Below are 24281 nucleotides of genomic sequence, written 5' to 3'. Positions count from 1 at the left end.
CCCGGAGCGGATCATGGGCGCCGCGATGGCCGTCGGCATGGGTCGCTACGCCATCGAACGCGCGGTGGAATACGCCAAGGAGCGGCGGTCGCGCAAACGCGAGCCACAAGAGGGCCGCGAACACGCCGCGCCGAAGGCGTGGCCAAATAACACAGCCCGTGAACACCCAGCGCCGCAGGCGCTGGAAAAATCAACACAGTGAACCGTATGGCGGCGCTGCGCGCCAGGATCGCGGGTGAGGTCGACGCCTCCGAGCGGCGGCGGGCGGAGTACTCCTCGGACGCGTCGAACTATCGGGTTCTCCCGGCGGCGGTCGTCTTTCCGCGGACCGAGGAGGACGTCGCGGTCACCTTGGAGTTCGCCCGAGCCGAGGGGCTGCCGGTGACCGCGCGTGGCGCGGGGACGTCGGTGGCGGGCAACGCGATCGGTCCCGGACTGGTGCTCGATTTCAGTAGGCATATGAACCGGATCGTGGCGATCGATGCGGCCGCGCGCGTGGCTACCGTGCAGCCGGGCGTGGTGCTGTCGGAGCTGCAGCGCGCGGCCCGTCCGCACGGACTGCGCTTCGGACCGGACCCTTCGACACAGAATCGCTGCACGCTCGGCGGCATGATCGGCAACAACGCGTGCGGGCCGCGCGCCGTCGCGTGGGGCCGCACCTCCGACGCGGTGCGCGAACTGCGCATCCTGGACGGCACCCGCACCGAACGCACACTGGCAGCCGACCTGTCCGCGGTGCCGGGTCTCGCGGAATTCAGCCGGGCAAATCTCGCGGTGTTGCGCACCGATCTCGGGCGTTTCGACCGCCAGGCGTCCGGATACGGTTTGGAACATCTGCTGCCCGAGCGCGGCGCGTCGGCGGCGAAGGCGTTCGTCGGCAGCGAGGGCACCTGCGGTCTGCTGCTGGACGCGACCGTCGAGCTGGTCGAGCTGCCCGCGGCCACCGTGCTCACGGTGCTCGGCTACCCGGACATCGCCACGGCGGCCGACGATGTCGCCGCCGTGCTGGCCTGCGCGCCGATCGCGGTGGAGGGCATCGACGCGCGGCTGGTCGACGTGGTCCGGGCGCATCGGGGAACGGTGCCCTACCTGCCGCGCGGTGGCGGTTGGCTGTTCGTGGAGACCGCGGGCGCGACGCAGGCCGACGCGCTGGCCGTCGCACAGCGACTGTGCCGGACGGCGGGCGCGATGGACAGCAGGATCGTCACCGATCCCGGTACCGCCGCGCAGCTGTGGCGGATCAGGGCCGACGGCGCGGGGCTGGCCGGTCGCACGCCGGACGGGCGGCCGGCCTGGCCGGGCTGGGAGGACGCGGCCGTCCCACCGGAACGGCTCGGCTCCTACCTCCGCGATTTCGCCGCGCTGACGCGCGAGCACGGTGTCGACGGGCTGCTCTACGGGCACATCGGCGACGGCTGCATCCACGTCCGCCTCGATCTTCCGATCGCCGACGCGCCGCGGCGCTTCCGCGCCTTCCTGTTCGACGCGGCGGAGCTGGTCGTCCGGCACGGCGGTTCGCTGTCCGGCGAGCACGGCGACGGCCGGGCTCGCTCCGAGTTGCTCTCGGCGATGTACTCCCCCGCGGTGCTCGATGTCTTCGCCGGGTACAAGGCCTTGTTCGACCCCGGCGACATCTTGAATCCGGGCGTGCTCGTCGCGCCGCGTCCGATCGATGCCGACCTGCGGCTGGCCGGACTCGGTGAGGTCGGCACATCGAACGGTTACCCGCTCGGAGAAGACGACGGCGATATGAGCGTCGCGGTGCACCGCTGCGTCGGCGTCGGCAAATGCCGGGCCGACGGTGGTTTCATGTGCCCGTCTTACCAGGCGACCCGGGACGAGAAGGACAGCACACGCGGGCGGGCGAGGGTGCTGCAAGAGGTGGTGCGCGGCGCGCTGCCCTGGTCGTCGGAGGCCGTCGCCGAGTCGCTCGATCTGTGCCTGTCCTGCCGGGCGTGCCGGTCGGACTGCCCGGCGGGCGTGGACATGGCCACCTACAAGTCGGAGACGCTGTATCGCCGCTACCGCCACCGGCTCCGGCCGATCGATCACTATTCGCTGGGCTGGTTGCCTCGGTGGCTGTCCGCCGCGAGCCGGATGCCGCGGGTCGTCAACGCGCTGGCGGGCCGGACCGCGCTGCGTCGAGCCGGGCTGCGGGCGGCAGGCATCGACCCGCGTCGTGAGGTGCCGCGCTTGGCCGCGCGTACGTTCCGCCGCATCTGGCGCGATCTGGACGAAGGCGCGCGCCTGGCCGAGTCCGCCTACGCGCCCGAGGTGCGGGCCGAAAGCGGTGTCTCCGGCGAGGTGATGCTGTGGATCGATACCTTCACCGACGCGTTCGACCCGGAGATCGCCTTGGCCGCGGCGCGGCTGCTTGCCACCTTGGGCTACCGCGTTCGCATCCCCGAGCAACGCGTCTGCTGCGGACTCACCTGGATCAGCACCGGTCAGCTCGACGGCGCTCGCGCGCGGTTGCGGGCCACGTTGACCGCGTTGCAGGAGCATGTGGAGGCGGGTGGAGTGGTCGTGGGACTGGAGCCGTCCTGCACCGCGGTTCTGCGCGCGGACCTCACGGAATTGTTGCCGGACGATCCCAGATCCGCCCCGACCGCCGCCGCGGTGCGCACCTTGGCCGAATTCCTCGCCGATCAGCCCTCCTGGCGCCCCCCGCAGCGCACCGGCCGATCGGTGGTGGTTCAACCGCATTGTCACCAGCACGCGATTCTCGGATTCGATGCCGATCGCCATTTATTAGCCAGTATGGGCGTGACGGTGACGGAAATCACCGGGTGCTGCGGTCTGGCGGGAAATTTTGGAATGCAGTCGGGCCATTACGACATTTCGGTCGCGGTGGCCGAGAGCGGCATGCTCCCCGCGCTGCGCGCCGCGGGAGACGACGCGATCCTCCTCGCCGATGGCTTTTCCTGCCGCACTCAGGCCGCGTCCCTCGCTGGGCGCCGGGCGCGGCATATCGCGCAATTCCTACTGGGCGAGTGACCTTTTGGGGCGCCCGCCGGACAGGCAGGGCGGGCGCCGCGCGGTTCAGCTGCCGAACGGCAGGGTGCCCGGCGGAATCTGGTAGCCCGAGCTGCCCGCGGAAACTCCACCCCAGGCGTTGAGCAGCCAGTTGAGCAGATTGGTGATCATCGAAGAACCTCCGTCATTGCTACTGCCAGATATTTGCCGAACGAAAGCAATATCGCCGTGAATCTCATGCCGTTACATCTGATTGCGAAACCATAATCATGTGCGATCGGTATGAATGGCTTTAGGTGTGGCTCAGATAATAATCCGCGTGTCCCGGTGGAGGGGGACGCGGCGCCGCGCGCCGCACCGGGCAGAATGTCTCGGGTGCGCAGCATGACGGTCGAGCCGGGAGCCAGCCGGACCGTGACCACGGATCGGCCGATCGACCTGGCGTGCACGCTCGCTCCCCTCGGTCGCGGCACCGGCGATCCGTGCCATCGGGTGACCGGCGACGGCGCGCACTGGCACGCCTCCCGTCTGCCGACCGGGCCGGTCACCTACCGCCTCGCCCAGTCCGATCCGCGCACTGTGCGGGCCCGCGCCTGGGGGCCGGGCGCGGCGGAATTCCTCGCGGGTCTCGAGCACATGCTCTGCCTGGACGAGGATGTCTCGGCGTTCCTCCCGGACCATCCGAAACTCGTCGATGCCCATCGCCGTTTTCCCGGGCTGCGCATGCTGCGCACGGGCTTGGTCTTCGAAGCCCTTGTGCCGTCGGTGCTGGAGCAAAAGGTGCACACCGTCTCCGCGCGGGCGTCGTGGCGGAAACTGGTGCGGCAGTACGGCGAACCGGCGCCCGGCCCCGCACCAGAGGGAATGCGGCTGCCGCCGGACGCGGACACTTGGCGGCGAATTCCTTCCTGGGTGTACCACCGGGCCAATGTCGGACCGCAACGCGCGCAGACCATCGTGCGCGCGGCTCGGATCGCCGAATCGCTGGAGCGCGCGGCCCGGGTCGATCCGGTCGAGGCGGCACGAAGGTTGTGCGGTGTCCCCGGTATCGGGGTGTGGACGGCCGCGGAGATCGCGCAGCGGGCTTTCGGCGACGCGGACGCGCTGTCGGTCGGCGATTACCACCTGTCCGCCGCGGTCGGCTGGACTCTGCTCGGCCGTCCCATGGATGACGATGCGATGGTCGAATACCTGGAGCCGCTGCGCCCGCACCGTTATCGAGCGATCCGCCTGCTGGAAATCAGCGGCCACTTCTACAAGCCGAAGTTCGGCCCGCGCACCCCGCTGACCGATCACACCTGGCACTGAGTTCACAGCGGCCCCTCGGCGCGTTCACTTTTCCGCAGTTTTGCCCATTCTTTATCAGTCGGTTCCGGCCGGAGAAAAGCAAAACTATAGGTAGTCGCGCCACACTCGGCCATCGCCGCATTCTCATCGGTACGCGAGCGGTAGCCGGAGGGGTTCCGTATGGCGCGCACTCATCGTCGAACCACACAACTGCAGGGGGTTGTCAGTGGAGCAGAGGCCACTCGGGGATACGCCACGATCCAGATGCCTGTTCTACCGGCGGGAATGCGATCTGCCCGCCGTTGTGGATCCGCCCGAGCTCGGCCGGATCGTGATGCGCGCGGGGTCGGTGTGGGCGTTGACCATGCCGAGCAGCCTGGGTCAGGCGGTCAAGGCGCACATGCAGAGCAAGAGCGTGCGGCTGGGCCCGATCCTGGCGCACCCGCGCTCGAATCGATGGACCTTCCTGATCGCGCCGGACCTGCCGGAAAACGACACGCGCCTGTTCGCGGAGTTGTTCCGGCTCAACGTCTCGGTCTGCCGCACGGGGTCGACGATCGCGTTGCCGTCCCCGACGGCGTCGGTCGGCGCGATTCGGTCTTGGATAGTGCCGCCACGGAACAGGTTTCGCCCGTCCGGCCGGGTGGTCGTCGCGGCCATTCGTGCGTGGGCGGAGCCCGCGCCACGCCGCCGCTGAGCGCAGGCGGCGAATCACGTGGTCGGTCGGAGTACCGGGCCGTTCTTCGTCGGTTGTTCGCCCGACAGCGCCGGTCGGCGGCGGTACTATCGGGCGCGCGTGCGTGCGCCCAGCGGTGGTGCTGGGTTCTCGGTCCGTACACACGTCTCCCACGGCAGATAGCGAAGGAGTCCGTCTCGTGAGCATTCAAGGCAACACGAACATCGACCTGTCCGGCGCCACGTGGCGGAGGGCCGGGGAAGGGGCGGGCAACGACAGCGTCGAAGTGGCGCTGCTCGCCGACGGACACGTGGGAATGCGCAACGGGAACGATCCCGAGGGGCCGGTGCTGATCTTCACGCCCGCGGAGTGGGCCGCCTTCACCGCCGGTGTGCAGGACGGAGAGTTCGACCGGCCGCGATAAGGCACGGCCGCCTTCGAAGATCACGGAATGACACATTTTCGGCAACGAAAAGACGTTTATCGAGGCCGAATACGGGTAGCCCATCATCTGTGGACCGAGGGCTCAAGAGTTCCCATCCCCGGTACCGGAAATTGCGGCCGGACGATTGGGTGGAATGGCTGATCGTCGCGCTGTTGTTCGCGGTGTCGGCGGTCGGAGTCTTCGTCCTCACCAGCTCGCTGTTGTCGGCGCTGCTCGTCGGCATGCTGGTGTGGGTCGTGGCCCTCGGCGTCGTGGCCATGTTGTAAGGGTGCGCCGACCGGCCGGGGATCGCCCCGGCCGGTTGTCCGGCGTCTATCGGCGGAACAGCTTGTTGCCCAGCCAGACCAGCGGGTCGTACTTGCGGTCGGCCACCCGTTCCTTCATCGGGATCAACGCGTTGTCGGTGATCTTGATGTGCTCGGGGCAGACCTCGGTACAGCATTTGGTGATGTTGCACAGACCGAGCCCTTGCTCGTCCTGGGCGAGTTCGGTGCGGTCGCCCGCATCCAGCGGGTGCATCTCCAATTCACTGATCCGCATCAAATAACGCGGTCCGGCGAACGCTTTCTTGTTCTCTTCGTGGTCACGCACCACGTGACAGGTGTTCTGGCACAGGAAGCACTCGATGCACTTGCGGAATTCCTGCGAACGTTCGACGTCGACCTGCTTCATCCGGTACTCGCCCGGTTTGAGATCGGCGGGTGGCGTGAAAGACGGTATCTCCCGCGCCTTTTCGTAATTGAACGACACGTCCGTCACGAGGTCCTTGATCACGGGGAAGGTGCGCATCGGCGTCACCGTGATCACTTCGTCCTGGGTGAAGGTGGACATCCGGGTCATGCACAGCAGGCGCGGCCGCCCGTTCACTTCGGCCGAACAGGAACCGCACTTGCCCGCCTTGCAGTTCCAGCGCACGGCCAAATCGGGCGCCTGGGTGGCCTGTAGCCGGTGGATGATGTCGAGTACGACCTCGCCCTCGTTCACCAGCACGGTGAAATCCTGCAGTTCTCCGCCGTCGAGATCGCCGCGCCATACGCGGAATTTGGCGTCGTAACCCATCGTTACGCCTCTCGCTCCGTCGATTGCCCGGCCGCGGCCGGGTGCCCGGCGAGTTCATCCGGGGTGTAGTACTTCTCGAGCTCGCCGAGATCGAAGAGGGCGAGCAGGTCCGATCGCATCGGGATCTGATCCTTGCGCGTCACGGTGACGCCGGGGATCGGGTCGCAGGCCGTGCCCGGATCCACCGCGCAGACCAGCAGTTTGTTCCGCCAGTCGGGGTCCATCGACGGGTGGTCGTCCCGGGTGTGCCCGCCGCGGCTCTCGGTCCGCAGCAGCGCCGCGTGCGCCACGCATTCGCTGACCAGCAGCATGTTTTGCAGGTCGAGCGCGAGATGCCAGCCGGGGTTGAACTGGCGGTGGCCCTCGACGGTCACCTGGCGGAACCGGGCACGCAACTCGGCGAGTTTGTCGATCGCCTCGCGCACCTCGTGTTCCTTGCGGATGATGCCGACCAGGTCGTTCATCGTCTGCTGCAAATCGGTGTGCAAGGTGTAGGGGTTCTCGCCTTTGCCGTCGGCGGGCGGATCGAACGGCGCCACGGCGGCCTTCGCGGCGTTCGTGACATCGTCGTCCGCGACTGCGGGCCGCTCGCCGAGCTGTTCTACATAGGCCGCGGCCCCGAGCCCGGCCCGGCGGCCGAACACCAGCAGGTCGGACAGCGAGTTCCCGCCGAGGCGGTTGGACCCGTGCATGCCGCCGGAACACTCACCCGCGGCGAACAGACCGGGCACCGTGGCCGCGCCGGTGTCCGGATCGACCTCGACTCCGCCCATCACGTAGTGACAGGTGGGCCCGACCTCCATCGGTTCCTTCGTGATGTCGACGTCCGCCAGCTCTTTGAACTGATGGTGCATCGAAGGCAGTCGTCGCACGATCTCCTCGGCGGGCATCCGGGAAGCGATGTCGAGGTAGACGCCACCGTGCTCGGTGCCGCGCCCGGCCTTGACCTCTTCGTTGATGGCGCGGGCGACCTCGTCACGCGGCAGCAGGTCCGGTGTGCGGCGAGCGGAGTCGTTGTCGCGCAGCCACTGGTCGGCCTCTTCCTCGGTCTCGGCGTACTGCCCCTTGAAGACCGGCGGAATGTAGTCGAACATGAACCGCTTGTCCTCGGTGTTCTTCAGCACCCCGCCGTCGCCGCGTACGCCCTCGGTGACCAGGATGCCCTTCACGCTGGGCGGCCAGACCATGCCGGTGGGGTGGAACTGCAGGAACTCCATGTTGATCAGCGTCGCGCCCGCGCGCAGCGCCAGCGCGTGCCCGTCGCCGGTGTACTCCCAGGAGTTCGAGGTCACCTTGTACGACTTGCCGATGCCGCCGGTCGCCAGGACCACCGCGGGGGTCTCGAACAGGATGAAGCGGCCGGATTCGCGCCAGTAACCGAACGCGCCGGAGATGCGGTCACCGTCCTTGAGCAATTCGGTGATGGTGCATTCGGCGAAGACTTTGATGCGCTTCTCGTAGTCACCGGTCTCGGCGAAATCCTCCTGTTGCAGCGACACGATCTTCTGCTGCATGGTGCGGATGATCTCGAGGCCGGTCCGGTCGCCGACATGCGCGAGCCGCGGGTAGGTGTGGCCGCCGAAATTGCGCTGACTGATGCGGCCGTCCGCCGTCCGGTCGAACAGCGCCCCGTAGGTCTCCAGTTCCCACACTCGATCGGGCGCTTCCTGAGCATGCAATTCGGCCATGCGCCAGTTGTTCAGGAACTTGCCGCCGCGCATCGTGTCCCGGAAATGAACCTGCCAATTGTCCTTCTCGTTCGCGTTGCCCATCGACGCCGCGCAGCCGCCTTCGGCCATCACGGTGTGCGCTTTGCCGAACAGCGACTTGCACACCACCGCGACGGACAGGCCGTGCTCCCTGGCTTCGATGACCGCCCGCAATCCGGCGCCGCCCGCTCCGATCACGACGACGTCGTACTTGTGCCGTTCCACTTCTGCCATGCAGAGAAACTCCTCGATGAGGCGGTCAGTCGATGAACCGCAGGTCCGAAATCGTTTGGCTGGCAACCAACATGACGTAGAAGTCGGTCAGCACGAGCGTGCCGAGAGTGGTCCAGGCCAGCGCCATGTGCCGGGTGTTCAGCTTGGAGACCTGAGTCCAGAACCAGTAGCGCACCGGATGCGCGGAGAAGTTCTTGAGCCGTCCACCCGCGATGTGCCTGCACGAGTGGCACGACAGCGTGTAGGCCCACAGCAGGATCACGTTGACCAGCAGCACGATATTGCCGAGGCCGAAACCGAAGCCACCGGTCTTGCCGTGGAAGGCGACGATGGCGTCGTAGGTGTTGATCACCGAAACCACCAGGGCCACATAGAAGAAGTAGCGATGCGCGTTCTGGACGATCAGCGGCAGCCTGGTCTCACCGGTGTACTTGGCGTGCGGCTCGGCCACGGCGCAGGCGGGCGGGGAGAACCACACCGCCCGGTAGTAGGCCTTGCGGTAGTAGTAGCAGGTCAGGCGGAAACCGAGCAGGAAGGGCAGCACCACGAAGCCCAGCGGCAGGATCGCGGGCAGATCGCCGAAAGGGGTGCCGAAATGGCTGGAGCCCTCGACGCAGGAAGTGCTCAGGCACGGTGAATAGAACGGGGTCAGATAGTGATAGTCCGGGACCCAATATGCCGTGCGCACATACGATCTGATCGTCGCGTAGATGACGAACGCGGCTAGCCCGAGCACCGTGACGAGTGGGGGGATCCACCATCGGTCGGTGCGCAACGTGCGATCCGAGATTCGGGCCCTTGTTCTGCTGAATACGCCGGTGCCCGCTTCGGGGGCGGCGGTCGGTGCGGCACTCACAGGCGGATGCCTCGCTGATCTTGTGTGCGGGTGGTCATCGTTACCTCCGCAATCGAATGTGATGCTGAGCACCATACGACACGTGCGCTATTGATCGAACGGGGTCTCGACAAACATGCCCCGCCGTCAACCGTATGATTTGCGCCACATCAGGCACGCCTCATGCTTGTCTACGCGGGTTCCGGGCCAACCGGACTTTTCGAAGTCACCTTCCGCGAAACAAGATTCGAGCAGGCAAAAACGGAATGCCGTAATTGTCTCTTCAACCGCAGGGTGAAGACATCGATCGTCGGCCATACCCGACCGGAATCAACCTGTTGACCTGCTCGGATGCACCCGGCAACGGGAGGGTGCGACTGGAGCGCCTGTGCAGGCAGCGGCACGCGCCGCGCGGCCTCGCCGGATGTCGGTCTCGATGGTGTGCCCGCCGCGGTGACCGAACGCTCGGTGCGGGAACCGACACGGGTGGCGGTCTCGGCGCTGGTGCGAGGAGAACGACTCGATCGTCGCGCCGGGCAAGGTGAACATCTTCATCGCGCTCGGTGTCCGGCGGGGGTGAGCGGCTTGCGCACCATGGCGGGTCGCTGCACGAACTGTGTCGTGCGGAGGACCGATACGGCTCAGACGTCCATCGCGCGCTGTGCGATCACGGCGGCGCCGTCCGCCAGGCCGCCGGGACCGCGCGCGGCCCGGTGGCACGGGTGCGGCCGCCACGGCAGGCATCGGGCAGGGAGTACCGCGATGGGCGGCGCGCGCCGCCCACCCCGGAACTACTTCGTCCGCGGACGGGAGTGGAAGCCGAGCCCCTCGTCCTGTGCGCCCATCCAAGCGGCCTCGTCGGACTTGCTGTCCGGCACGTAGATGACGTCTTGGGCGGTCCGCCGCACCTCCGGCGGCGGTGACTGCTCGAGTTCGTCGGCGTCGATGGCGAGGCGCTCGAGGTCGTTCTCCAACCGCCGCACCGTGCTGGCGTCGCCGTACTGGGTGCGGAGTACGCCGATGGATTGCCGGAGTTGGCCGACCGCGTAGCGTAGTTCCGCGAATTCGCTGCGAGTCATCGATACCTCCTGGATTCCCTGGCGGACATGCGAACTCGGTGCCGTGACGCGCGGTTGCCCGTTTGCCTTGGGGTGCGCTGTACCGAGCCGTGTGACCCACCACACAACGTGATCTACAACACAGTACCGAAAGAATTCGATCCTGGCTCGCGTGCGGTCGAAATCCGATGGTTGCCGCCCGCTTGCCGAGCTCAGCCCGCTGCGGCGTACCCGGCGCCCGACGGCGCCGCGGCGAACGCGCGTTCGGCGAGTCCGGCGATGGACAGCGCGACTTCTTCGGCCCGCTCGAGCAGCACGCTGTGCCCGGCGCCTTCGAGCCGGACCAGTTCGGAACCGGCCAGCTGGGAGGCCAGCGCCACCGAGTGCGCGAACGGGAAGATGAGGTCCGCCGAGCCCGCCAGCACCAGCGTGGGAATCGCGCCGAGCCGGTGCAGAGTCGCCGTCTCGTCGAAGGTGATCAGCGAGTGCAGGAATCCGGCCATGGTCAGCAGCGGCGTGTCGTTCAGCATGGCCGTGGCCAGCGCGGCGATCCGCGGGTTCACCTTCCTGGTGCCGAATTCGGCCTCGCGCAGGATCGGCGTGAACAGGCGGCGGGTCAGGTGCCTGGACGCCTGCATCACCCTCGGGGCGTGCGTGACGGCGGCTTGCAGCGAGTTCACCGCCCGCCGGTTCAACAGGCGCGCCAGCCCCACCTCGGTGATCCCGGCGGCAGCGGCCGCGAGCAACCCGACGCCCGCGATCCGCGTGCCGATGGCCTGCGGGTAGAGCCGGGCGTAGGCGAGCACGACCATCGCGCCCATCGAGTGGCCGACCAGGATCACCGGACCGGCCGGCGCGACCGTCCGCAACACGGTGTCCAGGTCGTGCCCGAGCTGTTCGATGGTGTAGGTCGACGGATGCGCCACCCCGGATTCGCCGTGGCCGCGGTGATCGTAGAACACCATCCTGGTGTCGTCTCCCCACTGCCGCAGGAGGTGCTCGCGCAGGTAGATCCAGGATTCGGTGCGCAGGCAGTGGCCGTGCACGAAGACGACGGTCGCGAGGGCGTCGTCGCCGCCGAAGACGCGGACCGCGAGGGGAACGCCGTCTTCGGCCGACACTGTGACGTGGTGGCCGTCGTGATCTACGGCGCGGCGGGCGATGGTCGTGGACATGGCACCCTCCTGTGGGCGCGGCGCATGTTCGGCGCCTCTTGCCCAGATGTCGCACTGGATTTCCGCCCCGTTAACCCCCTACACCTGCCGTTACGTACACGTTGTCCAACCGACGCTGCCGGTCGATCGAGCAGCTGGCTTCGCTCGCGCAGAAAAATCTACTAAATAGTAGTCGGAGAACTAGATAGCTTTAGATTGCCCTGATCGCTATGGGCGGCACGCTCGCGAGAAATATCTGCGGTTCTCTAGGAGAATTCCGATATTGGCGAATAGTTCGCGAGCGACCGCCCGCCGCACGCTCGGGTGGGCGTGCGGCGGGTCCGCTACCGCTCAGGCTTCCGCGCGGGAACGCGTGGACGGCAGGAATGGATGCAGGAGGTTCTCCTCGGTGGACGGGCCCATCTGCCACTCCGCGATCCACGGGCCGGTCCCCTCGCTCGGGTCGAGCACGCCGCCCTCCAGCCATTCGTAGCGGCCGTCGAGCACGCCGCGGGTGAGGGTGCGGTCGTCGTCGTCGGTGTTGTCCCACAGCGCGTCGAACAACTCGCGCACGCGCAGCCGCGACTGCCTGCAGAAGGTGTCCGCCAGTTCTTCGGCCGCCTTGCCCTCCGGCGCGTCGGCGGCGCGCAACGCGTGGGCTCGCACGCAGGCCGCCGACATCGCGAACAGCTCGGCGCCGATGTCGACGATCCGGCCGAGGAAGTTCTGCCGGTACTCCAGGCCCGCCTGCCACCGGCCCATCGCGTACATCAGGGACCTGGCCTGCTTGCGCGCACTGCGCTCGACGAAGCGCAAATGCCGGGCCAGCACGCCGAATTCGGTGTACGCCGCGGGTACCGTCCCCGCGCCGACCGCGAGCTGCGGGAACCACTTGGCGTAGAAACCCGTCGCGCCGACCGCGGCCTTCGCCTTGTCCTTGAACTCTGCTTTGCGGTCGACCAGCGCGCCGGCGGCCGCCATGTGCGCGTCGGCCATCTCCCTGGCGATCAGCAACCGCATGATCTCGCTGGAGCCTTCGAAGATGCGGTTGATCCGCAGATCGCGCACCAGCTGCTCGGCGGGGACGGCCCGCTCGCCCCGCGCGGCGAGCGAGGCCGCCGTCTCGTAGCCGCGGCCGCCGCGGATCTGCACGAGTTCGTCGGCGATCCGGCAGCTCATCTCACTGGCCCACAGCTTGGCCAGCGCCGCTTCGATCCGGATGTCGTTGCGGCCCTCGTCGGACATGGTGGCCGACAGATCGAGCGCCGCTTCCAGCGCGAACGTCGTCGCCGCGATGAACGCGATCTTCTGACCGACGGCCGCGTGCTCGCCGACCGGCCTGCCCCACTGCACCCGCTGGGTGCTCCACTCCCGCGCGATCTTCAGCGACCACTTGGCGGCGGCGGTGCACAACGCGGGGATGGCGAGCCTGCCCGCGTTCAGGGTGGTGAGCGCGATCTTGAGGCCGTCGCCCTCCCGGCCGATCAGGTTGCGCTTGGGCACGCGGACGTCGTGCATCCGGGTCAGGCCGTTCTCGATGCCGCGCAAGCCCATGAACGAGTTGCGCCGCTCGACGGTGATGCCCGGTGAGTCGGCTTCGACCACGAACGCCGAGATGCCACCGCGGTGCCCCTCGCTCTTGGGCACGCGTGCCATCACCACCAGCAACTCGGCGACCACGCCGTTGGTCGTCCACAGCTTCACGCCGTTGAGCAGGTAGGCCTCGCCGTCCTCGGTCGGCGTCGCGGTACTGGCCATCCTGGCCGGATCGGAGCCGACATCGGGCTCGGTGAGCAGGAACGCGCTGACCGCCCCGGCCGCGCAGCGGGGCAGGAACTCGGCCTTCTGCTCGTCGGTGCCCGCCAGTTTCAGCGGTTCGGGCACCCCGATCGACTGATGTGCGGACAGCAGCACGCCGAGGCTCGGGTGCGCCGAGCCGACCAGCATCAACGCTCGGTTGTAGCCGAACTGGGAAAGTCCCTGGCCGCCGAACGATTGTGGGATCTTCAGGCCGAAGCAACCGAGTTCGGCCAGGCCCTTGACGTACTCGTCCGGGATCCGGCTCTCCGCTTCGATCACCGATCCGTCGATGGACTCGCACAGCGTCCGCAGCCGGGACAGGAACGCCTCGGTCCGCTCGGCGTCCTCGGGGCCGGGCTCCGGATACGGGTGGATCAGGTCGAGCCGGAACCGCCCCAGGAACATTTCCTTGGCGAAGGACGGCTTGGCCCAGCTCGTTTCGCGGGATTCCTCGACCAGTGCGCGGGCCTGTTCTTCGGTGGCGTCGACTTTCGCGGCTGTCGCCATGATGTCCTCCCTCGGACGTGATCAGGATCACATCCGAGTGTAGGAGGGTTTGTTACTCATCGGTAGGCCTGCTGGTCGAGATAAATCTACGAATATCTATTGATCTTGAAAGACGGGCGAATAGTTGGCAATCAATCGCTGCGCGCGTGGCCGGCGGGCGCTCACACCGAGCGCAGATAGCGGCCGAAGTGCGGCACCGTGAATCCGATGGTGCCGCGCTCGGCGGAGTAGATGAGGCCTTTCTTGATCAGGCCGTCCCGGGCGGGCGAGAGGGAAGCCGGTTTGCGGCCGAGTTCGTTGGCCACCGCCGCGGTCGCCACCGGCCCGTCGTCGCCGGACAGGTCGGCCATGGCGCGCATGTATTCCCGCTCAGCGGGGGTAGCCCGCTCATAACGGGAACCGAAGAATCCGACCGCCAACTCTTCCTCGGCGGCGGGCGAGGCCACCTCCACATCCTCGGCCGTGATCGGGCTCTCCGGCGCCTGATCCCATGCGGCCTTGCCGTACGCCTGCACGAAATACGGGTAACCATCGGCCTTGCTGTACAACGAGTCCAATGCCTCGTCGGTGAACTTCACATCCTCGCGCTGGGCGGGCGCGATCAGCGCTTGGTCGGCGGACTCCCGATCCAGGCGGTCGATGCGGTGATAGCTGAATAGTCGTTCCGAGTAGCTCTTCGAGGCGGACAGCACCGCGGGCAGGTGCGGCAGGCCCGCGCCCACCACGATCAGCGGTGCGGCGTCCTGGCTCAGTTCGTGGCACGCGCCGCAGATCGCGGAGATGTCGGCGGGCCCCAGATCCTGCATCTCGTCGATGAAGATCGCGATGCCGACGCCGATGTCACCGGCCAGCGCCGCCGCCTCGACCAGCAGCTCCACCAGATCGATCTCGATGTCGCCGGAATCGGCCCGGCCGCTCACCGCGGGCACGTCGATGCCGGGCTGCCAGCGTTCCCGCATGCCCTTGTCCGCGGTGGACCGCAGCGCGAAAGCCTTGAGGATGCCGAGGAAGTCGTCCACCCGTTCCGGATTGCGGTGCGCCGTCGCGATCGCACGCGCCGCCATGTGCAGCGCCGAGGACAGCGGGCGGCGCAATTCCTGGTCCGGGCGCGCCTCGATCTTGCCGGTGCCCCAGCCGCGCGAGATGGCGGCCGAGCGAAGCTGGTTGAGCAACACCGTCTTTCCGACGCCGCGCAAGCCGGTGAGCATGACGCTGCGTTCCGGCCTGCCGCGCGCGACGCGTTCGAGCACGATGTCGAAAGCCGTGAGTTGCTTGTCGCGCCCGGCCAATTCGGGCGGGCGCTGTCCCGCCCCAGGGGCATACGGATTCCGCACGGGGTCCATGCCCCGACACCGTAGCGCGTTTCGTCCGGATAATCTGGGCACATCTATGGCGTGTTCTAGAAAGCCTTAGCGTTTCGTATTGCACTATTGCTCTCGCCGCCGGCTCTCTAGGCTGGTTGCGGTTCGCCAGAACGGTCGCGCGGCACGGCAGCGCGGGAACGGAGGGGCATGTCCGACGAACCACCTCTCGCCGGCCTCGCCGAGGTAGTCGGGTCTTGGAACGTGCCGGCGGGCGCCACGGTGGCCCAGCGCATCCGGTCCAACATCCTCGTCGCGATCGAGCGGGGCTACGACGATCCACAGCTGGTCGCCGATCTCGCGGTCGGCCCGCTGGTCATGGCGCTCGGCAAGCTCGAGGTCGAGCTGGCCGAGGCGCGCCGCAGGATCGACGAACTCGAGCGCGCGGTGCACGGAACGCGCCCCTGAACCCGAGTGGTCGGACGGGCCGGCGATGTCCTTCGGTGACCTCGCGCCGCCCGGCGAGATCAGTCCGTGACCTTCGCTTGGGCGGCCATTTTCCGCCGATCCAAGCGGGCTCCGGTCGTGATGGAAAAGACGCAGCTCTGTGGGGTGGACAACATCGCGTCGGCACCGTAATCTCTTCGTGACTTAGTGGAACCAGTCGCTTCGTAAGAGAAACGGCGCCACTAGTTACCGCCTTAACGGCTGTCGGGGCCAACCGGTCTCGGCTGTCGTACCGGGGACCCACAGGTTCGTCTGGGGTGAATCCTCGAGGCCGATTTCGGTCGCGAGGTAGGGCCGCTCTCCCGGCCCGAGCCCGTCAGCTAACCCGGTCGGCGGGAGAGCAGCAAGATCGGAGACGTAGCTCGGTGGGTAAACACAGCTTGCAACGGGATTCTCGGGTTCCGAATTCCGTCAAGGGTGCGATTGTCATGGGTGCGGTGGCCGCGACCGGCGCCATGCCCGCGATTCCGGCCATGGCCGCGACCATCAACGTTCCCGGTGTCGGCAATTTCGATGTTCCGCAGGAATGGGAACAGCCGGTCCAGCAGCTCAATCAGCAGATCCAGCAGGCGCTCGCGGCCGTTCCCGCCGCCCCTGCCCAGGCGCCGCAAGAGGTCGCTCCTCAGGCTCCCAATTTCGCGCCCATGCTGCCGGGCCTGTTCGGCCAGCAGCAGAGCAACTCCCCGGGTGACATCGCCCTCGACGCCGCCAGGACCAAGGTCGGCGCCCAGTACTCCTGGGGCGCGGCGGGTCCCCGCTCCTTCGACTGCTCCGGTCTCGTCCAGTGGGCATTCCGTCAGGCGGGCATCGAGCTTCCCCGCACCAGCTTCGAGCAGTCGCACGTCGGCGCTCCGGTCGCTTACAACGAGCTGAAGCCGGGTGACATCGTCATCACCAACGGCGGCGGTCACGTCGGCATCTACGCGGGCGACAACAAGCTCCTGAACGCGGTGCAGACGGGTACGCCGGTGTCCTACACGCCGCTGCGCCCCGACATGGTGGTCACCGCACGCCGTATCGTCTAACGAGTGGCCCGCGCCGAATCCGGCATCCAGAACATCGCCACCCAGGCCCGCGTTGATTCGTGGACCTGGGCGGTGCGTCTGTTCAAGACCAGATCCGCCGCTGCGGAGGCATGTCGTGGCGGGCACGTCCGGGTGAACGGCGCGACAGTCAAGCCCGCACAGCCCGTGCGTCCCGGTGACGAGGTCCGCGTCCGCGCGGGCGGTATCGAACGCATTGTCATCGTGGAGCGGATCGTCACCAAGCGCGTGGGCGCTCCGATCGCCGCGCAGTGCTTGATCGATCGCAGTCCGCCTCCTCCCCCGCGCGAAATCCTGGCGAGCATGCCCCGCCGTGACCGCGGCGCAGGGCGGCCCACCAAGCGCGAGCGTCGCGAGACCGACCGTCTCATGGGCCGAGACGAGCACTGAACGAAAGCCGGCGACCGCTGGTCAGATCATGGCCACCGGGCTGAGTCGGCCCGCCAGATAGCGTGCCCTGCACTCGCCGCGGCGGAGCTTTCCGCTGCTGGTCTTGGGGATTCGCCCCGGTTCGAGGAGCAGTACCGCACCGGGCATCACCTCGTGGGTGGACGCGACCGCGGTGCGGATGCGCCGGGCCAGGGCGAACAGTTCGATCGGCTCGCGTCCGTCGACCGTGCCGAGTTCGGCGGCAACGACCAGGTCTTCGCGCAGCCCGTCGTCGTGCCCGAACGCCGTCACGTGACCCGGCCTGACCTCGGGCGCGCATGCCTGCACCGTCGCCTCGATGTCGGCGGGATAGTGATTGCGTCCGTCGACCACGATGACGTCCTTGCGGCGGCCGGCGATGTAGAGCTGGCCCTCGTGCTGGAAGCCGAGATCGCCGGTGCGCAGCCAGCGGGCAGTGCTTCCCGGCAGCGTGGCGCAGAATATCTCCGCCGTGGCATCCGGTCTCCCGAAATATCCGTCGCACACATTGTCTCCGGCCACCCAGATCTCTCCGACGCGTCCAGCGGGCAGCGCGGTTCCGAGCACCGGATCGACGATCCGCAGCTGTTGTCCAGCGGGGGCGCCGCACCCGACCAGTGGCACACCGTCCACGGATCCCGCCGCGTCCTCGGACAGCGCGACCGCGCGGCCTTCGGACAGTGCGGCGCGGTCGAAACGGTGCCATACCGGGTTCTCGCGCTGGTCGCAGACGGTGACCGTCAGGGTGGCCTCGGCCAAGCCGAAGCCGGGAGTGTGCGCGTGATGGCGAAAACCGTAAGGGGCGAAGGTCTCGGTGAACTCCTGCAAGGCGTCGGCGCGGACCGGCTCCGAGCCGTTGAGCACGATGTCCAGTCCGGACAGGTCCAGCCCGGCCCGCTCGGCGGGGGTGGTGCCGGACACCGCGAGTTTCAGGCCGAAATTGGGACACCCCGTGGTACCGGCGCGGTAGTCGGCGATCGCGCGCAGCCAGCGGACGGGGCGCTTCACGAACTCGGCGGGCGCCAGCGTGATGCCGTGCACGCCCAGGAAGAGTGGCAGCGAAAGGCCGAGGATCAGACCCATGTCGTGGAAGAACGGCAGCCAGGTCACGACGGGCCGATCGTCCGCGACCGACACGGCGTGCCCGAGTTGCGTCAACGCCGTGGCGAGATTGTCGTGCGTGACCCGGACGCCCGCGGGAGACCTCGTCGATCCGGAGGTGTACTGCAAATAGGCCAGCTCGTCGCATACCGGATCGATCACCGGTGCGGCCGACGGCGTGGCGGGACCAATGCCGGGCGCGACGAAGCGTGTCTCGAGTGACCCCGCGCGGCGTGTCGTCGGGTCGGCCACGCTCGCCGACGCCATCGCGGTAGGCGCGCCGCACCTGATTCCCGCGGCTGAACCCCATTCCGGCACACCGGGATTCGCGGGCAAGGCGAGTGCTCGTCCCAGTGCTGTGCCCAGGATCGGCGCGGTGATCTCGTCGTGAGCGGAGAGCAGGCTGAGCGAGGGCCTGGCATCGGCCAGGACGGCGTGCAGGCGTTCGCGGTTGCGTGCGCCCGCGGCAGGGAACAGCGGCACCGCGACTCGATTGCTGTACAGGCAGGCGAGAAACGCCACCGCGTAGTCGATGCCGTGGGCGCAGAGGATGCCCACGCGGTCGCCGGGGGCGCTTTCCTGCCGCAGTCGTGCGGCCAGCGCGCCCGACGCGGCATGCAGGCGCGCGTAGGTCAGCGTGACGGGCTTGCGTTCCTGGACGCGGAACCGCAGCTCGGTGAAGGCGGGCTCGTCCGGGCGGGTGGCGGCCCACGCGGCCACCGAAGTCGCGAGACCATTCCCCGCCGGGTGGTCGCCGCGGCTCACGAGGTCTCTCCGGTGTTCGCGGCGACCCGATCCAGCAGGGCGGCGCCGAGGGCGGTGATGGTGGGGTGTTTGAACAACTCCGCCGTCGCGATCCGGACGCGTAGCCGCGCTTCCAGGTTTCGGCGCATCTCGATCGCGAGCAACGAACTGAGTCCGAGGTCGTTGAAGTCGGCCCCGGCGTCGATGTGCTCGGCGGGCAGATCGAGCGTGCTCGCCAGAACGCGGCGGATGGTCGTGGTCAGCGGTTCGGCGGGCTCGGGCGTGCGCTCACTCGCCTCGGCGCGGGCGGGCGCGGGGTCGGGACGGCCGACGGGCACGAGCAGATTCGTCAAACGGATCGCGATCGGGGAAGTGTCGGTCGTCGGCGTGTGCTCCAGCGCCAGAAGGTATGGGCCGTCGTAGCGCAGGACCTGGGACAGTACGGCACTTCCGCCCGGCAAGTCGAACGCGCCGATGCCCGCTCGACGCAAATGGCTCGCGCCGCCCGCCGCCGCGGCGAGGCCGGAATCCCACAGCCCCCAGCCGACGCTCAGGATCCGTCTGCCCGGATCACGCTGCGCGAGTGCGTCCATCGCGGCGTTGGCGGCAGCGTACGCGGCCTGCCCCGGCGCACCGAGGGCGCCGGTGGCCGAGGAGAACAGCAATACGAAGTCGGTGGCGTCGGTGGCGGTGAGCTCGATCAGATTGCCCGCCGCGGTGGATTTGGGCAGGAACGTCCTGGTCAGCTGGCCCGCGGTAATCGCGTCGAACCCGGCGTCCTCCAGCACGCCCGCCGCGTGCACGACACCGCGGATCATCGAGTCGGAGGCCCGGATGTCGCTGAGCGCGTTGGCCAGGTCGTCCCGGTCGGCGGCGTCGCAGCGCACCACGACGATGCGGTCCTCCAAGCCGTCGAGCAGCGCGGGCACCGGGCGAGGCGCCCTGGTCAGCACCACCACGTCGCGCGCGCCCGCGTCGAGCAACCAGCGCACGGCGACCGAGCCGAGCCTGCCCAGTCCGCCGGTGACGACGTATGTTCCGTTCGCGTCGACGCCGACGGCAGGCACGGCGCGTGGTCGCGCGGGCGTGAAGCGACGCACCGCGGTCTCGCCCGCCGACAGGCGCAGCTCGTCGGGAACGGCGCTGTCGGTGGTCGCCACCAGGCGGGTGAGCAGCGGCAGGTTCCTAGGGTCGGAATCGGCCCAGACCAGGCGCACCGTACGACCCGTCTCCAGTTGCAGCGAGCGCACCAGCCCGGCGATCGCCGCGGGGACGACCGAGGCCGCCGCGGCGGGCTCATCGGGCCGCGGGAGCGGGCGGGCCGGATCCTCGTGCGGCAGTACCACCGTCACGGACGCGGTGGCGTCGTGAGCGGAGATCAGTTGCAGTAGTTCGAGGACACGACCGGCCGCCGCGGCGCTCTTGCCCGCGCTCACGCCGAAACCGCTGGGCCAGACGGCCACTACGGCGTGGTCACCGCTGCGCCCGGCCAGTACCGCGCTGACGAGCGAGCTCGCGTCGTCCGGTTCCCGCGCGATCCGCTCGGTGGGCAGCTCGGCGTCCAGCGCGCGAGCGAGCCGGACGGCGAGGTCGGAGGCGCCGACCACCACCGCGCGCCGCACGAGGGGCGCGGGTGCGTCACCGAGCCCGAGTGAACCGGGATCGCGCGACTCCCAGGACTCCTGACGGAAGGGCGCGTTTCGCGTTTCGTGTTCGGCGTGCGCCGTGCGAAGCCTGCCGAGCCCCTCCTCGTCGGTGGGGTCGGCATAGCGAATGTGTACACCGGAGAAGGCGAGACAGGGCACCCCGTGCTGGTCGGTCGCGATGACGTCGCCGATCAATCCGGTGTCGGCGCGCTCGCGGACCAGCGCGTGCACCTCGAGCACGTGGCGATTCGGTTCATGTGACAGCCAGGCCGAGTCGATGCCGATCGGCAGCGGAATCGACGTGCCGGGCAATTCGTCGAACACCGCCGCGGCGAGCACGTGCAGGCAGCCGTCCAGCGTCGCGGTGCGATGCAATTCGGCGGCGTCGAACAGGCCCAGCGCCCGTCCGGTGCCCGCGGCGATGCCGCGCAGCGGGCGGAATCGCGGACCGTACTCCAGCCGTCTGCGGCGCAATTCCTGGTAGAAGACGCCGATGGTGATGACGCGCATGTGATGTCTTGCGGCCCGGTTTGCGTCGACCACCCGCATCCATGCGACGATATCCGCGGGTGTGGGGTCACCGGCGGGCCGGGCCGAAGCCAGCGTTCCGGTGCCCGTGACCTCCGCCCGTACGCTTTCCTCCGCTCCCGGCCCGCGATAGACGACCTCGGGCAGGGCGCTGGGATCGGTCCTCTCATGTACGGCGAAGTCGGCCAGTGCGGCCGCCCCCGCCGTGTCCTTGGCGAGCCGCAGCAGCCGCCGCAGCCAGAAGACGGCGGGCACGATGTTGTCGCCCTGTACCACGTGATGGGTCAGATCCTCGGCGGCGAAGGCGGATTCGGGGACGTGCGCGCTCGCGGGTCCGGCCACCAGCAGCGGGAATTTCCGCTTGCGCCACTGCCGCGGTACGGGTGTGCCGAAGGGGCCGAGTGCGGACCAGTCGACCGGCCGCCCCTCCAGGTACAGCCCGGCCACGCCGGTGAGGAAGCCGCTCGCCTCGTCATCGCGCAGCGCCGCGGCATGCGTGCCGTCGCGGAAGTCCGGGTACTCCCGCACCGCCGCGAGCAACACCGGCTGCGGGCCGATCTCCACCACGGTGGCGATGCCGTCTTCGGCCGCGCGCTCGAGCGCGGCCGCCAATTCCACCGTGCCCGCGGCATTCTCCGTCCAGTAGTCGCGGTCCATAGCGGCGGTGGTGATTTTCGCGCCGCGCCGCGCCGTCGAATACACCGGCAGGCGCGGCGTCAGGGGCGTGATCTCGGTCAACGCCGCGACGAAAGGCGCGAGCACGGTGGTGACCTGCGGGCTGTGCGCGGCGAAGTCGACCGCGAGCCTGCGCGCGAACATGTTGCGGCGGGTGGCTCGCCGCACCAGCGTGTCGATATAGCGCGGGGTGCCGGACACGACTACCGACCTCGGGCCGTTGATCGCGGCGACGGCCACTTCCGATCGCATCGGCTCCACGAGTTTGGCCGCCTCGCCCGGGGCCGCCTCCAGCACTGCCATCGCGCCGCGCCCGTCCAGATGCGCCAGCGTCGCGCTGCGCAGCACCACCACGCGCGCCGCGTCCGCGAGGGTCAGCGCGCCGCTCACCGCCGCCGCCGCGATCTCGCCGAGACTGTGGCCGGCCACCGCATCAGGGCGGATCCCCCATGCCGCCAGCAATTTCACCAGCGCCACCTGGAAGGCGAACAACGCGGGCTGCACCAGATCGGTGGCTTGCGCCGCACCCGCGGAGGTGAAACCGTGACGCGGCGTCCAGACCCGCGGCCCGCCCGCCGTCACGATCGCGTCGGTCGCCTCGGCGAGTGCGGCGGCGAAGACCGGATATCGCGCCGCCAGCGCACGGCCCATCTTCGGATGCTGGCCGCCTTGCCCGGAGAACAGGAACAACAGCCCGCCACGGCGGCGGTTCGCCACGGGGCCCAGCGCCGCGTCGGCGTCGCCGTGGCCGAGCGTGCGCAACCGGTGCACCGCGTCGGCGTGATCGTGCGCGAGGATCGCGGCCCGGGTCGGCTCCGGCACCGCTCGCGCCGCCGCTGCGACCAAGGAGGGCCCTGTTCGGTCGAATTCATCGGCCAGCCGCAGCGCGCGGTCGCGCAGTTCCTCCTCGTCACGTGCGGTGAGCGGCAGCAGTATCGGGAAGTGCGCATCGTGTTCGGCCCGCGCTCGCGTGGCGCCGCGGAGCACGAGATGCGCGATCGTGCCGCCGAATCCGAACGAGCTGATGCCCGCCACGCGTTCCGTCGCGTCCACCCCGCTCCAGTCCACCGGCTCGGTGGGCACGCGCAGGCCGCGCTCGGCCAAGCGCAGCAGCGGATGCTCGGTGTGCACGTTGATCGTCGGGGCGATCACCCCGTGGTGGACGGACAGCGCGGTCTTCACCATCCCGGTGACTCCGGCGGCGGCCTCCAGATGCCCGATGTTGGACTTCACCGAACCGATCCAGATCGGGTCGTCCGCGCCGGGCCCGAGCGCGGCGGCGAGCGCGCCGACCTCCACCGCGTCACCCAAAGGCGTTCCGGTGCCGTGGCATTCGATGTACCCCGCGCTGCTGGGCGGGCGCCCGGCTCGCGACCACGCGGCCCGCAACGTCTCCTGCTGTGCGCGGCCGTTCGGCGCGTACAGGCCGTTGGAGCGGCCGTCCGATCCGACGGCGGTTCCGACGATCTCCGCGTACACCCGGTTGCCCTCGCGTACCGCGTCCGCGCTGCGCTGCAGAATCACCACGGCGCAGCCGTCGCCGCGGGTGTAACCGTCCGCGGCGACGTCGAACGGCGTCGAGCGTCCGCCGGGCGACAGGAAGCCGCCCTCGGCCAGGTAGTTCGAGGTGTGTTCCAGCAAGACGAGATTGACGCCGCCCACGATGGCGAACGGGACGGCGCCGTCGGCGAGCAGCCGGACCGCGAGGTCGACCGCGGCGAGCGAGGACGAGCATGCGCTGTCGAGTACCAGACTCGGCCCGTGCAGGTCGAGCACATACGACAACCGGTTGGCGATGATGCTGAGCGCCGACCCGGTCACCGCGTAGGGCGCGTCGTGACCCGCGCGGCCGAGCACCGCGATGCCGTGGTCGTACCCCGACGCGCCGAAGACGACGGCCGCGCCGGAACCCCGCGTGCGATAGCCGATCCCGGCATCGTCGAGCGCCTCGACCGCGACTTCCAGCGCGAGCCGCTGCTGCGGATCCATCAGCGCGGCCTCGCGGTCGGAGATGGCGAACCAGTCGTTGTCGAAGGACTCGACATCCGCGAGGTACCCGCCGCGCCGCGAGCCCAGCCGCCCGGCGGGCGGGGCGGACGTGGCGTCCCGGCCCTCGAGCAACAGCTGCCAGAACTCGGCGACGCTCGCCGCCCCGGGCAGTCGGCAGCCGATGCCGATGATGGAGACGGGTGGATGCGAGCCGACGGAATCAGTGACCGCGCTGCTCATCGCATCGCGAGATACTCGACAAGCTGTTCGATGTCCGGATGGTCGTAGAGCGCGGTCAGCGGAACTTCGACTCCCATGGCGTCCTCGAGATAGGCGGTCAGCCTCGCGAGCTGAGTGGAACCGAGGCCGAGATCGGTGAATGGCGAGCTGGTCGACACCGAGGCGGCGTCGACACCTAGTAGATCCGCTACGGCAAGGACGGCGGCACAAGTGAGTGCGGTGCGTCGGCTATTGCCGAGCGAACCGTCGTGTTCCGGTGCACCACTGTGCCCGTCCGGAAGACCGGGCCGCATCGCGTCCTCCCTCCCCGTCTCCCCGGCTGCTGTCACCGCTCGAGAACGGTACCCCCGCGATTATGC

The 24281-nt window shown here is 68.8% G+C and carries 19 protein-coding genes and 1 riboswitch; of the genes, 9 read left to right on the top strand and 10 right to left on the bottom strand.

Annotated elements, in window-relative coordinates; genetic code table 11:
• The 6 genes from AB0L97_RS03190 to AB0L97_RS03165 all read left to right on the top strand — a co-directional run.
• Window positions 1-202: acyl-CoA dehydrogenase family protein (locus tag AB0L97_RS03190; RefSeq protein WP_364424857.1), on the top strand; the 202-nt coding region annotated here is incomplete at its 5' end.
• Between the two features lie 5 nt (window positions 203-207).
• Window positions 208-2997 (top strand): FAD-binding and (Fe-S)-binding domain-containing protein, encoded by a 2790-nt coding sequence (locus tag AB0L97_RS03185; RefSeq protein ID WP_364424880.1) that lies wholly within the window; start codon window positions 208-210, stop codon window positions 2995-2997.
• 363 nt (window positions 2998-3360) lie between these two features.
• Window positions 3361-4284, top strand: coding sequence for a DNA-3-methyladenine glycosylase 2 family protein (locus AB0L97_RS03180; protein WP_364424879.1), 924 nt, complete (start codon window positions 3361-3363; stop codon window positions 4282-4284).
• 205 nt (window positions 4285-4489) lie between these two features.
• Complete coding sequence (locus AB0L97_RS03175; RefSeq protein ID WP_364424856.1) at window positions 4490-4960, top strand: DNA-directed RNA polymerase subunit beta; 471 nt, start codon at window positions 4490-4492, stop codon at window positions 4958-4960.
• Between the two features lie 178 nt (window positions 4961-5138).
• Window positions 5139-5363, top strand: coding sequence for a DUF397 domain-containing protein (locus AB0L97_RS03170; protein ID WP_355071076.1), 225 nt, complete (start codon window positions 5139-5141; stop codon window positions 5361-5363).
• Between the two features lie 89 nt (window positions 5364-5452).
• Window positions 5453-5650 carry a hypothetical protein gene (locus AB0L97_RS03165; protein ID WP_355071078.1) on the top strand — a complete coding sequence of 66 codons (198 nt, stop codon included), beginning with the start codon at window positions 5453-5455 and terminating at the stop codon, window positions 5648-5650.
• Window positions 5651-5696: 46 nt separating this feature from the next.
• Here the strand turns inward: AB0L97_RS03165 and AB0L97_RS03160 are convergent, their stop codons facing one another.
• The 7 genes from AB0L97_RS03160 to AB0L97_RS03130 all read right to left on the bottom strand — a co-directional run bounded on the left by AB0L97_RS03160 (window position 5697) and on the right by AB0L97_RS03130 (window position 15083).
• Entirely contained in the window at window positions 5697-6443 is a 747-nt protein-coding gene (locus AB0L97_RS03160; RefSeq protein ID WP_355071079.1) for a succinate dehydrogenase/fumarate reductase iron-sulfur subunit, read from the bottom strand.
• A gap of 2 nt (window positions 6444-6445) precedes the next feature.
• Window positions 6446-8386, bottom strand: coding sequence for a fumarate reductase/succinate dehydrogenase flavoprotein subunit (locus AB0L97_RS03155; protein ID WP_364424855.1), 1941 nt, complete (start codon window positions 8384-8386; stop codon window positions 6446-6448).
• 25 nt (window positions 8387-8411) lie between these two features.
• Window positions 8412-9242: a hypothetical protein gene (locus AB0L97_RS03150; RefSeq protein ID WP_355071083.1), complete on the bottom strand. Its 831-nt coding sequence runs from the start codon at window positions 9240-9242 to the stop codon at window positions 8412-8414.
• Between the two features lie 770 nt (window positions 9243-10012).
• Window positions 10013-10300 (bottom strand): hypothetical protein, encoded by a 288-nt coding sequence (locus AB0L97_RS03145; RefSeq protein WP_355071084.1) that lies wholly within the window; start codon window positions 10298-10300, stop codon window positions 10013-10015.
• Window positions 10301-10491: 191 nt separating this feature from the next.
• Window positions 10492-11454, bottom strand: a complete 963-nt coding sequence (locus tag AB0L97_RS03140) for an alpha/beta hydrolase (RefSeq protein ID WP_364424854.1) — start codon at window positions 11452-11454, stop codon at window positions 10492-10494.
• A 330-nt stretch (window positions 11455-11784) separates the two neighbouring features.
• On the bottom strand, window positions 11785-13740 hold the full coding sequence (locus AB0L97_RS03135; protein ID WP_364424853.1) for an acyl-CoA dehydrogenase family protein: 1956 nt from the start codon (window positions 13738-13740) through the stop codon (window positions 11785-11787).
• Between the two features lie 161 nt (window positions 13741-13901).
• On the bottom strand, window positions 13902-15083 hold the full coding sequence (locus tag AB0L97_RS03130; RefSeq protein WP_355071089.1) for an ATP-binding protein: 1182 nt from the start codon (window positions 15081-15083) through the stop codon (window positions 13902-13904).
• 168 nt (window positions 15084-15251) lie between these two features.
• Here AB0L97_RS03130 and AB0L97_RS03125 point away from each other — a divergent pair, with 168 nt between their 5' ends.
• From AB0L97_RS03125 to AB0L97_RS03115, 3 genes are all read left to right on the top strand, one after another.
• Window positions 15252-15509, top strand: a complete 258-nt coding sequence (locus AB0L97_RS03125; RefSeq protein WP_355071090.1) for a hypothetical protein — start codon at window positions 15252-15254, stop codon at window positions 15507-15509.
• A gap of 219 nt (window positions 15510-15728) precedes the next feature.
• Window positions 15729-15898, top strand: a riboswitch (cyclic di-AMP (ydaO/yuaA leader).
• A 78-nt stretch (window positions 15899-15976) separates the two neighbouring features.
• The gene (locus AB0L97_RS03120) at window positions 15977-16573 is read left to right on the top strand and encodes an NlpC/P60 family protein (protein ID WP_355071092.1); all 597 of its coding nucleotides are present in this window, start codon (window positions 15977-15979) and stop codon (window positions 16571-16573) included.
• Between the two features lie 3 nt (window positions 16574-16576).
• On the top strand, window positions 16577-16981 hold the full coding sequence (locus AB0L97_RS03115) for an RNA-binding S4 domain-containing protein (protein ID WP_355071094.1): 405 nt from the start codon (window positions 16577-16579) through the stop codon (window positions 16979-16981).
• Window positions 16982-17002: 21 nt separating this feature from the next.
• Here the strand turns inward: AB0L97_RS03115 and AB0L97_RS03110 are convergent, their stop codons facing one another.
• Genes AB0L97_RS03110 through AB0L97_RS03100 form a run of 3 tightly spaced genes read right to left on the bottom strand, consistent with a single transcriptional unit; the run spans window position 17003 to window position 24215 of the window.
• A complete protein-coding gene (locus AB0L97_RS03110; protein ID WP_364424852.1) occupies window positions 17003-18865 on the bottom strand; it encodes a fatty acyl-AMP ligase in 1863 nt (620 codons plus the stop codon).
• Window positions 18862-23922, bottom strand: coding sequence for an SDR family NAD(P)-dependent oxidoreductase (locus tag AB0L97_RS03105; protein WP_364424851.1), 5061 nt, complete (start codon window positions 23920-23922; stop codon window positions 18862-18864). Before AB0L97_RS03105 ends, AB0L97_RS03110 begins: the two co-directional genes overlap by 4 nt.
• The gene (locus AB0L97_RS03100) at window positions 23919-24215 is read right to left on the bottom strand and encodes an acyl carrier protein (RefSeq protein WP_364424850.1); all 297 of its coding nucleotides are present in this window, start codon (window positions 24213-24215) and stop codon (window positions 23919-23921) included. Before AB0L97_RS03100 ends, AB0L97_RS03105 begins: the two co-directional genes overlap by 4 nt.
• Window positions 24216-24281 lie beyond the last annotated feature (66 nt).

It is taken from the genome of Nocardia sp. NPDC051911, assembly GCF_040681035.1.
Taxonomy (GTDB): Bacteria; Actinomycetota; Actinomycetes; order Mycobacteriales; family Mycobacteriaceae; genus Nocardia; species Nocardia sichangensis.
This window is presented reverse-complemented; position numbering and strand designations above follow the sequence as displayed.